Here is a 12818-nt window from a genome sequence, read left to right on the forward strand (position 1 = left end):
CATCACAAGGAGTGAGCCGATGGCTCTGAAGACCGTTCTCGACAACCTGGACGACGTTCCGGAAGCCCTGCGCGCCGAGTACAAGGAAATCGACGGCAAGTTCGTCCTCGACCTCGACGGCATCGACGTGCACCCCACGGTGGTCAATCTGAAGACGGCGCACGAGCGCCAGAAGCAGACCAACCGCACCCTGCAGTCGGACCTGACCGCAGCGCGGACGCGCCTGGAAGGTCTGCCCGACGATTTCGACGCTGATGCCTACGAGGCGCTGCAGGCGCAAGCGGAGGGCAAGGCCCCAGCCAAGACCGACGAGCAGGTCGCCCAGATCCGCCAGCAGCTTGAACGCAAGCACCAGGCCGACCTGGCGAAGAAGGACGAGCGCATCAACACCCTGACCGGCGCGGTCAACAAGCTGTCGATCGACGACGGCCTGTCGAAGGCGCTGGACGAGGCGGGCGTGGATCCGGCCTTCAAACCCGGCGCGATGGCCCTGCTGAAGTCCAAGGGCGCAGTGAAGCTGGTCGAGGAAGACGGCCACTTCAAGGCGCAGGTCGACACCGACATGGGCCCCATGCCGCTCGGCAGCTACGTCAAGGACTGGTCCGGCTCCGAAGAGGGCAAGATCTACGTCAAGAAGGCCACCGGCGGCGACGCACAAGGTGGCACCGGCGCACGCTTCACCGACAACCCTTGGGACAGCAGCAACGGCAAGAAGCCGAACCTGACCAAGCAGCAGCAAGCCATTTCGGAGAACCCCACCAAAGCGCGTCAGATGGCCCAAGCCGTCGGCGTCACGCCCAACTGGTGACGGGCTCTCCGCAATAACCGCGCCGATGGCGCATCAATCAGCCGGGCCCGACGGGATGGCTGACCATCCCCCGCAAGGCAATCTCACGCAAAGGAGCCTCACATGGCTACGACCCGCCTGAGCGACGTCATCTATGGCCCGCTCTTCCTCCCCACCACCATCCAGCGCATCGCCCAGCTTTCGCGAATCCGCAACTCGCCAATCGTCTCGACCGATGCCGAGCTGCAGCGCTTCGCCAACGGTCCCGGGGACCTGGTGCAGATGCCGTTCTGGAACGATCTGACCGGCAACTCGAACGTCTCGACGGACGATCCGGCCCAGAACGCCATCCCGAACAAGCTGACCCAAGGCCAGGACATGGCCCGCAAGATCCGCCGCAACAACGGCTGGCAGTCGGCCAACCTGGTCGCCTCGATGCTGGCGGAGGATCCGCTGGACGCCGTGGCGCAGCTGATCGCCGAGTACTGGGTGCGCGAGGAGCAGCGCATCATGGGCCTGCAGATGCGCGGCGTGTTCGCCTCGCCCGGCATGGCCGGCAACGTGCTGGACGTGGCATCCGAGGACGGCGCCGTCACCCCGGTCCGCTTCGATGCCGAGATCGCGTCGAACGCCTATGCTCTGCTGGGCGAGTACGGCACCACCCTGTCGGCCGCCCTGATGCACTCGCGGGTGTTCTTCAACCTGCGCGCCGCCAGGGCGATCGAACGGTTCAAGGACCCGGCCACCGGCCTTGAGTTCGACACCTGGGACGGCAAGATCGTCTACGTCTCGGACCAGTGCCCCCGCGAGCCCGGCGACACCAGCGGCTTCAAGTACACCACCTACCTCTTCGGCAACGGGGCCATCGGCTATGCCGAAGCCACCGGCGAGGGTGGTCCGAAGAAGCCCGTCGAGATCGAGAGCAATGCCTCGGCCGGCAACGGCGAAGGCGTCGAGACGGTCTGGTACCGCAGGCACTGGGTCATGCACCCCCGAGGGGTGTCGTTCAGTGGCACCCCGGCCTCGGCCTCGGGCGTCAGCGACACCGAGCTGGGCGGCGGCGCGAACTGGACGCGGGTCTACGATCCGAAGCTGGTCCGCATGGTCGCCGTCGTGACCAACGGCTGAGGGCAGGGGCCTCGGCCCCTGCGTCTTTCCATTTTAGAGACACGGAGATGCATCATGGACACCCATGACAACGACCCGCTGCTTGCCGAGGCCATCGCGCGCCGCGACGAGAGCCGGGCGATGATCCTGCAGTCGCGCGCCCAGGCCGGCGGCAACGCGATGGATCGGTTGGCTGACGCGTTCGGCAAGATGGCCGATCAGGCGACCGCCGAGGCCCGCAAGTCGGCCGAAGCCGCGGACAAGGTCGAGCCGGTGCGCCCCGACCCCGAGGGCACCGCCCGCCTGCTGGCGGACAGCGAGGGCAACTTCGCGCCCAACGCCGAGGTCGCGGCCACCGGCGGCACCGGCATCAAAGCCAGCAACACCAACGTCGAGACCGGCAAGCCCGCGAACAACGCGGACGAGGCAGGCGTGGCCATCACCGAGGGCGCGCAGGCCATCATTGGCGACCAGCCGGTAGGCGACGACCTCGACACCCTGTCCGACGATGATCTTCGCGCGCGCTACCAAGACGTGCTGGGCGAAAAGCCCCACCACGCCGCAGGCCGAGCGACGATGATCGCGCGCATCGCGGGCAAGCAGGGCTGATCTTCGGTGCGGGGCTGGCCGGTCCGGCCCCCATCCAAAGCACAGCGGAGGCAGGCACATGCTCAGCTACACCGTCCCGGCCGTTACTGTAGCCGAGGCCACCGAATACACCAGCGCGGCCGGTGTCACCCCGCAGCCGGGTGTGACCGACCTGATCCGTGGTCAGCGCTATATCGCCGCGCGCTTTAACAGCCGGTGGCTGTCTGAGTGGGGGAACAATGTGGTCCCGGAGGCGGTCAAGCACGCCATCATCGAGGCGGCGGTCATCGAGGCCCGCACGCCCGGCGTCCTATCGCCCGTCTCGACACCTGCCACCGACAAGGTGCTGGTCGGCGCGGGGAAGCTGACCTGGGAGCGGGTCAGGGGTGCGTCCGGGCCCGATGCCTACATGCCGCGCTCGGCGATCATTGACGGACTTCTGGCCGGGCTGGTGCGGTCCGCCATGGGTGGTGTGTCGTTTCTCATGAGGGCGTGATTTATGGAAGACTGGCAGGCCATCGCAGCCGAGGTGGCTGGCGCGCTCGGTGACGTCGGTTATGTCGCCACGTTGAGCCGCATGACGAAGACCGGAACACAGTACGAGTGGGATGGACCGTCGGACACAGAGACTGAAACTTTCCCGGTAAGTGTCGTCGAGGACGACACCTCCGTCCGGTATAGCCGCGATGACGCAGGCACCCTGATCCCTCGCAATGTGCGCGTGTTGATGGTTGCAGCGAATGGTGAGGCCCCGCGTATGGGAGATACGATTACCCTCGCAGATGGTCCGCAAGAGATCACCCGCGTGGTAGCTCTTCAACCAGGCGGCACGGCGCTTCTTTACGAGGTCGAGATCGCTGCCTAGGCTGCGGCATGGTCCGATACCGATACATCTGCTTGGCCGGCGCGCTGATGCATGGGGATGAGGCTATGGCTCGGCTGATCGTGGCCTTGCCGGACAGCTTCTTCGCACCCTTCGACGACATGATCCGCGCGGCATGGCTAGCTGGGGCCGCCGACGAGATGGCCCGCCGCTGATCCGCCCGACCCAGAAACGACGCCCCGGCATTGCCCGGGGCTTTTTGCATTGGATCACCCATGGCCCGCAGACCCACACCCAGCCAGATCGCTGCATTTGAGGCCCTGCTAGAAAAGGCCGATGCCGAGGTTCGGGACGCCTTTCTGGCGGCAGTCTACTCGGCCCGCTCTAGGGTGAATTTGGACGCACTGGTGGCGATGATAGAGGCGGGAGATATCGAAGGGGCCATTGCACTGCTTCGCATGGATCAGGGCGTACTGTGGCCACTGGAGGAAGCTCTGCGGCGGTCGTATCTGGCCGGCGGTGTGGCAGTCGATGCGTTCGCACCCACCGGCATCGAAGGTCGGTTCGGCTTTAACGGTCGCCATCCACGTGCGGAAGCAGATATAGCTCGGATCGGTGGTGACCTGGTTAGAACGCTCGAGCGCGAGCAGAATGAGGCAATCCGGGCCGTGCTGCTGGATGCCATCGAGCGCAACTGCTCTTCGAGCCAGACCGCACTGGAGATCGTTGGCCGAAAGAGCCTGGCCAGCGGGTTGCGCGAAGGTGGTATCGTCGGTCTCAGCGGCCCCCAAACTGACAGATACCTCAAGGTTCAGCGCCTGATGCAGACCGCCGAAGGAGTGCAGGAGCTTGTGGTCAAGAAAAATGGCTTGCTGATGGTCCGCTATAAGGTCAATCCGGCAACGTCGAACCGGATCATCGCCGCCTACAAGATGGGCGAAGCTGTCTCGGCACCCGATCGAGCGATCAGCGAACGCCAATACAAGAACCAGCTGCTTCGCGAGAGGGGCCAACTGATAGCCCAGAACGAAGCGCACACCGCGCAGTCTGCTGGTCGTCACGAGGCCTATCGCCAGATGCTGGACCGCCCCGACATAGAGGCTGTGACCTGCAAATGGATCCATGGATTCAGCCGGGATGCCAGGCCCGATCACAAGCGCATGGATGGCGAGGTCCGCAACTTCGACGAGGGCTTCGTCATGGATGACGGGACGGTCATGCAATACCCGCACGATCCGGCTGGCGGTGTGCGGCACAGCGCCTCGTGCCGGTGCACCGCCTTCTATCGAGCAATCCCCAGGAGGTCATGAGATGGCGAGCTTTTCAGCAGACCTGAGAGCGATGGTGGATCTGGCGAAGGAAGATCTGCGCTATGTGGCCACGCAGGCCATTCAGGACGTTCTGGAAGGGGCTCAGACCACGCAGCGGGGCATCACCCAAGGGGCGGAGAGCTTCGAGGTCGGCAAGATCCCGGTCGGCCTCACATCGGACCTGGTCAACAGCCTGTCCATAGACGGTTCGACTGGCCCGCAAGCCTACGTCACTGCCATCGCGGGAATGGAGCTCGGCGACGTGCTGACGTTCGAATGGACCACGCCCCACGCAATGCCGATCGAATACGGCTGGACTACCAGCGTAGGAACCATCGTGCCCGGCCGCTTCTTCGTCGGGGCCAATGCCGCCAAGTTCCCGCAGTTCGTGGAAGCCCGCGCGGCAGAGGTGCGCAAGTGAAGCCATCAGCGATCCAGCACGCGATCGGGCGGCGGCTGGCGGCGATCCCCGGCGCGCCCATTATCGTGGTGCCGAACGAGACGACCACGGCCCCGGCTGTGCCCTATCTGATCCTGCAACCACGCAGCCGGGCCGATCTGGACCCGACGCTTGCAGGAAGCGATGGCTATACCGAGGGCAGTACCATCGTGATGGTCGTGGTGGCGCTCAACAGCCGCACCACGGCTGCCGATGATCTCGCAGCGGAGATCAAGGCCGCCTTCCCGAAGGCCGCACGCTTCGAGGGCGTGACGGTCCGTCAGTCCTCTGTCCTTACCGGCTATCCGGACGCCGTGTCGTGGCGCGTGCCTGTGCAGATCGACTGGATCGCCTGAATCCATTCCCTGCCTCGGGATGCCCAAGGGCAGCAGAGGCACCCCACCAGACCGCTCTGACAAGGGCTCAACCAGCGAAAGGGGCCGCTCATGGCCACTATTGTCAAAACGTCCATGGGCGGCCCCGGTCAGCGGCCCGTGACGGAGGTCACCCTGACCGCAACGAACGTGCTGACCTACGAGCCCGGCACCGGCCAGGTGCTGATCCTGCGCAACCCCACGGCAGGCGCAGTGTCGCCCGTCATCGACGGAGCGGACGGGACCACCGTCAGTTACCCCGGCGCCCCGAACATCTCCGTCGCGGCAGGCTTCGCGGTCGGTGCGATCCCGGCCGGCGGCGTCGTGGCCGTCCCGCTCGACACCATCTCGGCCTACCTGCAGGGCGCCATCAACGTGACCGGCACCGGCCTCGTCGCCGTGCTTCTGGGGAACTGATCATGGCGAGCATCACCAACAACACCCGCGAGGCGGTGATCCTGCCGACCGGTCACACCGTGGCCCGGCTGGACCGCCTTGAGACCTCGAACGCAGTCCTGCGCAGTGCCGACAATGTCCGCACCATCACCACCATGGTCGCGGCCAAAATGATCGACGTCGAATACGATCCCGACCCGATCGAGGAAGCCGCCGAGGCCGCCACATCGGTGATCGATGCGCCGGACCGCAAGCCGTGCCCGCAGATCCCGCTCACCCCCACCGCATGGGCCGACGTGCCCGCTGAACCCAAGAAGGACGCCTGATCATGGCACTCATCACCTATATCGGCGCTCTGATCGCCGTATCCGCGGGCGTTCCCGCAACCGTCGACGCGGCAGGCTTTGCCGCCCGGACCTATTCTACGGTCGGCAAGATCACCGAGTGGGGTGAGACGGGCGACCAGTCCGAGGACGTGACCGAGACCACGCTGGCCGGGCGGACCTATCACGCCAACGGCGCCCTGGACGGCGGATCGATCCCCTTCACCTTCCTGAGCGACGGCCCCGATGCCGGGCAGGCGATCCTGCGCACCGCCAACAACACCAATGACGAGGTTTCGGTCCGGATCACCGATCCCGACGGCCAGATCATCTACTACCACGGCAAGGTCGCCAACCTGCGCGACCGCGCCCGCAACGCGTCGACCATGAAGGGTCTGAGCGGCGAGTTCCGCGTCAACTCCGGGACGGTCCGCGTCGGCTGATCCGGTTGGCTTCGGCTGATCGGTAAGGGGCGGCGGCTTCGGGTGTGGCCCGCCGCCCCATCACCTCACACACCCCATGCAAAGGAACACACCATGGACTTTCTGAAGCAATACGACGCGCGCGGCGCGGCCGAGACCGCACGCCCCCTGGAGCTGCGCGACCAGGCCACCGGCGAGGTGATCGAGAACAACGGCAAGCCCTGCATCGTCATGGTCAAGGGCGCCTCCAGCCGGGCCGTTCAGGCCGAGCTGCGCCGCGACGAGTTGGAACGGGCCAAGAAGGCCAAGGCCGCCGCCAAGACCGGCACACAGGTCGACACGAACACCGCACAGGACATGCACGAGGCGACCGTGAAGGCCGCGCTGCGCCTGATCGTGGGCTTCGGCAACATGCAGACCACCGGTGAGGACGGCAAGGCACGCGATCTGACCGTCGAGGATGCGCCGGCGCTGCTGGACCTGAACTTCATCAGCATGGCGCACCTGATGCGCGAAAAAGACGCCGAGCACTGGACCAAGCCGAGCTTCGCGCAGCAGGTCTTGGACTTTGCCCAGGATGATGCGGATTTTTTGGCGGCGTCCACGCAGCCCTAGTCCTCTACGCCCGGCAGCTGGCGTTCCTGCATGGGACGCCAAAGAGCTGGAAGGAGACGCGGCTGCAGTACGCCCGCAAGAAGGGCCGTGACGTCGAGATGCCCCCCGTTATGGCGGGGGCATACCTGATCGATGCCATGTTCCGGCTCGGCCCCGTGCGCGCGGACTTTAACGGCACCCGAGGCGTGGACTGGACCGAGCTGGACGCCTTCGCGCGCCTGACACGGGCGATCAGCGAACCGTGGGAGGCGGAGGCACTGCACGCGATGTGCGATGCCTATGCTTTGGAGGCCGACGAGGGCGCGGATACGCTACGAGAGCCACCATTTCCTGGGTCTTGGTGGGTCTGAACTCGCACTGCCGTGCCTGATGCAACTAACATTACCATACTGCCAGATGCTGATAGTTCGACGTAGTCTAAGTCCACACCTACCACTGCATTTGCACCAACCAGATAAGCTTCCCGCCTTAGTTCCGATAAAGCCGTCTTGCGTGCGTCGCGCATTGTGTTTTGAACAGCTCTAGACCTACCGCCGAAAATGTCCCGAGCACTGGCAAACAGATCTTTAAATATGTTCATGCCAAAAGCACACTCAGCCGTCACGATGTCGATCCGCTCAATGATGATAAGGTCTGATGCTACTTCTGTAGTTAAAATGACCGAATCTATCTTCTCTTGATCACTGCTTGCAGTTTCATACTGAAGAATCTCTGCAGCGCGATCGGCTCCGTGCTCCTGTGTGAGCAGGTGCAAGCGCATGAATCTCTGGTTGCATGATTTACACCGACCATTGATTTGCTGGAAGAAACCGACCTCTCGTCCGCAGTCTGCGCATTCCCTCATCGTCAATCCTCCACTTGCCCTGCGCCATCCTGCGGGGCTTTTGCACATGGGCCAAGGATAAACAAATGACCGCAGGTCCGACGCTCCAACTCATCGTCGACACCACCCGCATGGCGCCTGGCGAAAAGGCTCTCGACAGCCTTGCTCGCAAAGGTGAGCAGACCGAGCAGCAGATCACTGCCAGCATGTCTGATATTGAGCGTGCGATGGCGAGGTCCGGCGTTGCGACGGGTCGTCTCGGCGCCGGCATGAGTCAGCTCGACAAGGCTCTTGTCCAGGCGACGGGCGACCTCCGCCCGCTGAACCGGGAGCTTGATCAGACGGGGCGCGCCGCGGAGAAGGCGGGCGGCGCATTTGCAGGCATGGCCGGGAAGATCCGCCTGATGCTGGGAGGCCTCGGCGCTGCCTTGGGCGTCCACCAGCTGGTCAATTACGCGGATACCTGGTCCGACATTTCTGCGCGTGTCGGCTTGGCTGTGGGTGACATGGACAACGCGGCCCCGACGATGTCCCGTCTGTCCGACATGGCGCGGCAAACCTATTCGTCTTTGAACCTGACGGCCGAGGGCTTTATCGCCAACAGCGTCAGCCTGCGCGAGCTGGGCCTGAACACTCAGCAGCAGCTGGATTATACCGAAGCGCTCAACAACGCCCTGGTGGTCTCTGGCGCCCGCGGGCAGCGCGCCGAAAGCGTGAACCGTGCGCTGGCCGCATCGATGGCGATGGGCAAGATGCAGGGCGATCAGCTCAACACCGTGCTGACGTCCGGCGGTCGCGTCGCACAGGTCCTGGCCGCTGAACTGGGCACGACCACGAACGGCCTGCGGCAGATGGCAACCGACGGCAAGATCACCTCCGACGTGATCTACAATGCCCTCGTCGGGTCGATGGGCGCCCTTCGCGACGAGGCGGCCTCAATGCCTGCCACGATGGGCGACGCCTTCACTCTGATGGGCAACTCCATCCTGACGCTCGTCGGATCATTCGATCAGGTGACGGGGGCAAGCGCTACCATGGCCACGGGCATCATCAAGGTGTCGGACGGCATCAAGTACCTTGCCGCGAACTCGAACATCGTCATCGGGGCGCTTTCCGGAATCACCGCGGCACTCGTCGCGTCGTTCATTCCTGCGGCATACGGGGCTGTCACAGCACTTGCTGCCCAAACAGGCGCGTTCATCCTGCTGAATGGAGGCATTTGGGGCTCTGTGGCAGCCTTGGTCGCGATGCGCGGCGCGCTGATTGCCACCGGCATCGGTGCCTTCGCTGTCGCCGTGGGTCTCGTCGTAGCCAAGTTTCTGGACCTTGCCGACAACGTGGGTGGAGCGGGCAATGCCATGTCCCTGCTAGGCGACGTCGGTATCGAGGTGGCAGGCCGGATCGGGCAAGGGTTTGTGCAGGCTGGTGCTTTGATCGCCAGCGGTGCGACCTACATGAAGGGTGTGTTCCTCGAAGCATTCGCCACCATTGCGCGCGGTTTCGCTTCGATGATGACGACGATCGCGCAGGGTCTGAAGATCATCGGAGTTGGCGATGGGGTCGGTATCGGATCGGGCTTTGCTGCCCAATTGACTGCTGATGCTGACGCCGCGATGGTTACGTCATTGGAGCGTGCCACGGCGGCCGGCACAGCCCTTCGGGATCTTGCCACCACGTCACTGGATTCTGTCGCTGCGCTGCGTCGTGCCACGGGCGGTATGTTTGGGCCCAATCTGCCTGATGAAATTCAAGCAACCACGGATGCTGTGGTTGAATTCGGCGGCGGGGCCAAGAAGGCCGGAAAATCCGCATCCGGAGCCGTAAAGGGCGTGAACGAACTGACGCAAGCCGCCGATCGGTGGCGCCAGAAGCTGCAGGGTGCCCTTGGCCCCATGGCCAGCTACAACCGCGACATGACCGAGCTGTCATCGCTCCATAAGGCTGGTGCGCTTAACGCGGCCGACTATGCCAAGGCGCAGGCGTTGGTCACGGGCGAACTGGCTGATGGGCTGCCCATGGTCGGTGACGTCTCCAAGGCGTTCGGCGACTTCATCGCCAGCGGCCTGCGCGATGCCAAAGGCGCGTTCGACAGCATCTTGGGCAGCTTCAAGAACATGATCTCCCAGATGATCGCCATGGCTGCCAGGAACCGCATCATGCTGTCCATGGGCTTCAGCAGGGGTGCTATCGGTGCAGCGGGAAGTGCCATGGCAGGCATGCCGGGCGCGGCCGGGGCACCTGTAGGTGGCCTGACCGGCGTCGGTGGCGTTCTGGGCGGCATCGCGTCGCTCGGCACGGCAGCCATGTCCGCCTTTACGGGCGGCCTGCAGGCGGCCATGGGCGGCATCGGGTCGATCACCCAGTACACGTCTCTGATGATGGGTGGCGCGACGACGAGCCTTGCCGGGCTCGCCTCGGCTGCTGGGGCCATCGCCGTTCCCCTGCTGGCGGTCGCCGCGGTGTTCTCCTTCTTCAGGAAGAAGACCAAGGAACTGGATGCCGGTCTGCGCATCACCGTCGATGGCTTGAACACCGCGGTCGATACCTTCCGCAAGACCGAGACGCGCCGGTTCTGGGGCCTGTCGAAGAAGACCCGCACCAGCTACGACCGCGCCGATCAGGAGACCCAGGACGCGCTGTCCAGTATCGTAGGTAACATCCAGACCGGTGTCATGGATGCCGCCGCGGCGCTCGGCTTCGGGGCCGAGACCTTCGCGGGTTTCGCGCACCAGATGACCATCAGCACCAAAGGCATGAGCAAGGAGGACGCGCAGCGCGCCGTCGAGCAGGCCCTCGCGGGTCTCGGCGACGGGTTCGCCGGGATGATCCCCGGCCTCAATGCCCTCCGCAAGGATGGCGAAAGCACCACGGAGGCGCTGAACCGCCTGTCCACGTCGCTGACCGGCGTCAACGGCATCATGGACACACTGGGTCACCGCTTCCATGCCGTGGGTCTTGCTGGTGCGGATGCGGCGTCCAAGATTGCCGAGGCGTTCGGCGGCCTGGACGCGATGGTGAGTGCCACGCAGCAGTACTACCAGGCGTTCTACACCGATGCCGAACGACTGGCCGTCACCACCCGCCAGACCTCGGCCGCGCTGGCGGAGCTGGGCATCGCCATGCCGCAGACCCGCCAGGAGTACCGCCGCATGATCGCGTCCCTGGACCTGACCACGGAGGCGGGCCGCGAGGCCTATGCCGCGCTGATCGGCCTGTCGGGTGCCTTCGACCTGATCCTGCCGCAGATTTCGGGCTTCACGCGGGAGATGACGGCACTGCAGGATCGGGTCGTCGCCTCGATCGGCACCGTCATCGGCGGCCTGTCCGAAGCGATCCGCCTGAACACGTCCGCCGCGGCCGACTGGCGCAAGGCGGGTGACGGCATCCGCGACTACCTGGACAAGCTCCGGGGCACGGCCTCGGCACTGTTCAGCCCGCAGCAGGCGCGCGCCTACAACCAGGCGCTCTACCAGCGCACCTTGAGGCAGGCGAACAGCGGCGATGTGGAGGCGGCGGGTCGTCTGCCCGGCGTGGCCGACAGCTACTTGTCCAGCGTCAACGACATGGCACGGTCCAGGACCGAGGCCGCGCTGGCACAGGCCCGCGTGGCCGTGGCGCTAAGCAAGGTCGCGGTCAGGACCGATACCACCGCGACGGCGCTGGAACGGGTCGCGGCGCTGCAGCAGCGGCAGGTCGACATCCTGACCGGCGTGCAGAACTACCTGGCGGCAGGCAACAGCCTGACGCAGGCGGGGATCACGCGCCTTCTGGGTCAGCTTGGCAGCCTGGACGATCGCATCGCGCTGCGGGCCGGCGATGCCCGCACCATCGTCGCGGGCGTCAGCGATGCCCTGGGCAATGCCAACGTCACGGCGTCGCTCACGGGCGCGGACGGGCTGCGCACCAGCATGGGTACGTTGCGCATGTCGCTGGTGGATCTCCGTCAGGCCATCGCGGCCGAGACGGCGCGGAGCGAACGGCAGCGCAAGGTCGCGGCCCTGAACACCTATGTCGGTGGCCTCACGGCCAATGCCGCGGGCAACCACTTCGTGGACGATGCCGATCTCACGGCGATGTCTCGGGCCGCGGGGATCAACACGGCCGGGCTCAACACCAGCCAGATCCGCAATCGGCTGGCGTCCTTCGACGGCGGCGACCTGCTGCGCGGGACGGTCTACGATCCCACGGGCAGCCTGGAGCGCAACTACCTGGAGAAGGAGCGGCTGAAGCAGGAGGTCAGCGGCATCTACGGCACCATCCGGCAGATGATGACCCAGTACGGGGTGACCACGGCCAACCCGTTCGTGCTGAACGACAAGGGCGTGCGGTCCAACCCGCACACCGGGCACTTCTTCATCAACGGGAGGCACATCACCGACCACAACCACCCGTTCTGGAACACCCTCTGGGGCTCGGGCGGGCTGTGGGCGCGGTTCACGTCCGCCGAGACGGCGCTGCGCAACACGCCGGGCTTCGCGACGGGCGGTACCCACCTCGGGGGCCTCCGTATCGTGGGCGAGAACGGTCCGGAACTGGAAGCCACCGGTCCGAGCCGCATCTTCAGCCACCGCCAGAGCCGCGCCATGCTGGACAACAGCGAGATGGTGCGGGAACTGCGCGCGGTCCGCGCTGAGCTCGCGGAGATGAAGGCGCACGCCCGCGGCACGGCCGAGAGCACGAGGGACACGTTCAAGACGCTGCGGGAGATCAATTCCGTCGGCGTCGGGATCGACCCTGACCGGAACGTAGTCTCCGGTCTTGGCTTTGCGTGACTTAGGTACCGTATTCTTCAGGCCGGCGTGCAAAGGCAC

15 protein-coding genes are annotated in these 12818 nt (G+C 65.1%); 14 read left to right on the plus strand and 1 reads right to left on the minus strand.

What is annotated here, in order from left to right; genetic code table 11:
* Positions 1 to 19 precede the first annotated feature (19 nt).
* From PRL19_RS10150 to PRL19_RS10210, 13 genes are all read left to right on the plus strand, one after another.
* Positions 20 to 808: a hypothetical protein gene (locus tag PRL19_RS10150; protein WP_273742867.1), complete on the plus strand. Its 789-nt coding sequence runs from the start codon at positions 20 to 22 to the stop codon at positions 806 to 808.
* 102 nt (positions 809 to 910) lie between these two features.
* Positions 911 to 1915: a hypothetical protein gene (locus PRL19_RS10155; RefSeq protein ID WP_273742868.1), complete on the plus strand. Its 1005-nt coding sequence runs from the start codon at positions 911 to 913 to the stop codon at positions 1913 to 1915.
* A 54-nt stretch (positions 1916 to 1969) separates the two neighbouring features.
* Positions 1970 to 2503: a hypothetical protein gene (locus tag PRL19_RS10160; protein WP_273742869.1), complete on the plus strand. Its 534-nt coding sequence runs from the start codon at positions 1970 to 1972 to the stop codon at positions 2501 to 2503.
* Between the two features lie 58 nt (positions 2504 to 2561).
* The gene (locus PRL19_RS10165) at positions 2562 to 2978 is read left to right on the plus strand and encodes a hypothetical protein (protein WP_273742870.1); all 417 of its coding nucleotides are present in this window, start codon (positions 2562 to 2564) and stop codon (positions 2976 to 2978) included.
* A gap of 3 nt (positions 2979 to 2981) precedes the next feature.
* Positions 2982 to 3347 carry a hypothetical protein gene (locus tag PRL19_RS10170; protein ID WP_273742871.1) on the plus strand — a complete coding sequence of 122 codons (366 nt, stop codon included), beginning with the start codon at positions 2982 to 2984 and terminating at the stop codon, positions 3345 to 3347.
* Positions 3348 to 3580: 233 nt separating this feature from the next.
* On the plus strand, positions 3581 to 4615 hold the full coding sequence (locus tag PRL19_RS10175; RefSeq protein ID WP_273742872.1) for a phage minor head protein: 1035 nt from the start codon (positions 3581 to 3583) through the stop codon (positions 4613 to 4615).
* A gap of 1 nt (position 4616) precedes the next feature.
* Positions 4617 to 5036, plus strand: a complete 420-nt coding sequence (locus PRL19_RS10180; RefSeq protein ID WP_273742873.1) for a hypothetical protein — start codon at positions 4617 to 4619, stop codon at positions 5034 to 5036.
* On the plus strand, positions 5033 to 5410 hold the full coding sequence (locus PRL19_RS10185; RefSeq protein ID WP_273742874.1) for a phage tail terminator-like protein: 378 nt from the start codon (positions 5033 to 5035) through the stop codon (positions 5408 to 5410). The genes PRL19_RS10180 and PRL19_RS10185 overlap by 4 nt, the downstream gene beginning before the upstream one ends.
* A gap of 90 nt (positions 5411 to 5500) precedes the next feature.
* Entirely contained in the window at positions 5501 to 5845 is a 345-nt protein-coding gene (locus PRL19_RS10190) for a hypothetical protein (protein ID WP_139085247.1), read from the plus strand.
* 2 nt (positions 5846 to 5847) lie between these two features.
* Positions 5848 to 6150 (plus strand): hypothetical protein, encoded by a 303-nt coding sequence (locus tag PRL19_RS10195; protein ID WP_273742875.1) that lies wholly within the window; start codon positions 5848 to 5850, stop codon positions 6148 to 6150.
* 2 nt (positions 6151 to 6152) lie between these two features.
* Positions 6153 to 6590, plus strand: a complete 438-nt coding sequence (locus PRL19_RS10200) for a hypothetical protein (RefSeq protein ID WP_273742876.1) — start codon at positions 6153 to 6155, stop codon at positions 6588 to 6590.
* Between the two features lie 93 nt (positions 6591 to 6683).
* A complete protein-coding gene (locus PRL19_RS10205; RefSeq protein WP_273742877.1) occupies positions 6684 to 7184 on the plus strand; it encodes a hypothetical protein in 501 nt (166 codons plus the stop codon).
* A 98-nt stretch (positions 7185 to 7282) separates the two neighbouring features.
* Positions 7283 to 7534 carry a hypothetical protein gene (locus tag PRL19_RS10210; RefSeq protein ID WP_273744529.1) on the plus strand — a complete coding sequence of 84 codons (252 nt, stop codon included), beginning with the start codon at positions 7283 to 7285 and terminating at the stop codon, positions 7532 to 7534.
* Here the strand turns inward: PRL19_RS10210 and PRL19_RS10215 are convergent.
* Positions 7462 to 8076 carry a heavy metal-binding domain-containing protein gene (locus PRL19_RS10215; protein WP_337960254.1) on the minus strand — a complete coding sequence of 205 codons (615 nt, stop codon included), beginning with the start codon at positions 8074 to 8076 and terminating at the stop codon, positions 7462 to 7464. The genes PRL19_RS10210 and PRL19_RS10215 overlap by 73 nt on opposite strands.
* Before the next feature lie 17 nt (positions 8077 to 8093).
* On the opposite strand from PRL19_RS10215, the gene PRL19_RS10220 reads away from it, so the two are divergent.
* Positions 8094 to 12779 (plus strand): tape measure protein, encoded by a 4686-nt coding sequence (locus tag PRL19_RS10220; RefSeq protein ID WP_273742878.1) that lies wholly within the window; start codon positions 8094 to 8096, stop codon positions 12777 to 12779.
* The last annotated feature ends 39 nt before the right edge of the window (positions 12780 to 12818 follow it).

Origin of the sequence: Paracoccus marcusii (assembly GCF_028621715.1) — a bacterium.
GTDB lineage: Bacteria > Pseudomonadota > Alphaproteobacteria > Rhodobacterales > Rhodobacteraceae > Paracoccus > Paracoccus marcusii.

Excerpts from the sequence above, each read along its gene's own strand:
- PRL19_RS10205 (WP_273742877.1), top strand. The coding sequence starts at position 6,684 with ATGGACTTTCTGAAGCAATACGACGCGCGCGGCGCGGCCGAGACCGCA.
- PRL19_RS10160 (WP_273742869.1), top strand. The coding sequence starts at position 1,970 with ATGGACACCCATGACAACGACCCGCTGCTTGCCGAGGCCATCGCGCGC.
- PRL19_RS10155 (WP_273742868.1), top strand. The coding sequence starts at position 911 with ATGGCTACGACCCGCCTGAGCGACGTCATCTATGGCCCGCTCTTCCTC.
- PRL19_RS10210 (WP_273744529.1), top strand. The coding sequence starts at position 7,283 with ATGCCCCCCGTTATGGCGGGGGCATACCTGATCGATGCCATGTTCCGG.
- PRL19_RS10170 (WP_273742871.1), top strand. The coding sequence starts at position 2,982 with ATGGAAGACTGGCAGGCCATCGCAGCCGAGGTGGCTGGCGCGCTCGGT.
- PRL19_RS10220 (WP_273742878.1), top strand. The coding sequence starts at position 8,094 with ATGACCGCAGGTCCGACGCTCCAACTCATCGTCGACACCACCCGCATG.
- PRL19_RS10175 (WP_273742872.1), top strand. The coding sequence starts at position 3,581 with ATGGCCCGCAGACCCACACCCAGCCAGATCGCTGCATTTGAGGCCCTG.
- PRL19_RS10180 (WP_273742873.1), top strand. The coding sequence starts at position 4,617 with ATGGCGAGCTTTTCAGCAGACCTGAGAGCGATGGTGGATCTGGCGAAG.
- PRL19_RS10195 (WP_273742875.1), top strand. The coding sequence starts at position 5,848 with ATGGCGAGCATCACCAACAACACCCGCGAGGCGGTGATCCTGCCGACC.
- PRL19_RS10215 (WP_337960254.1), bottom strand. The coding sequence starts at position 8,076 with ATGTGCAAAAGCCCCGCAGGATGGCGCAGGGCAAGTGGAGGATTGACG.
- PRL19_RS10200 (WP_273742876.1), top strand. The coding sequence starts at position 6,153 with ATGGCACTCATCACCTATATCGGCGCTCTGATCGCCGTATCCGCGGGC.
- PRL19_RS10190 (WP_139085247.1), top strand. The coding sequence starts at position 5,501 with ATGGCCACTATTGTCAAAACGTCCATGGGCGGCCCCGGTCAGCGGCCC.
- PRL19_RS10150 (WP_273742867.1), top strand. The coding sequence starts at position 20 with ATGGCTCTGAAGACCGTTCTCGACAACCTGGACGACGTTCCGGAAGCC.
- PRL19_RS10165 (WP_273742870.1), top strand. The coding sequence starts at position 2,562 with ATGCTCAGCTACACCGTCCCGGCCGTTACTGTAGCCGAGGCCACCGAA.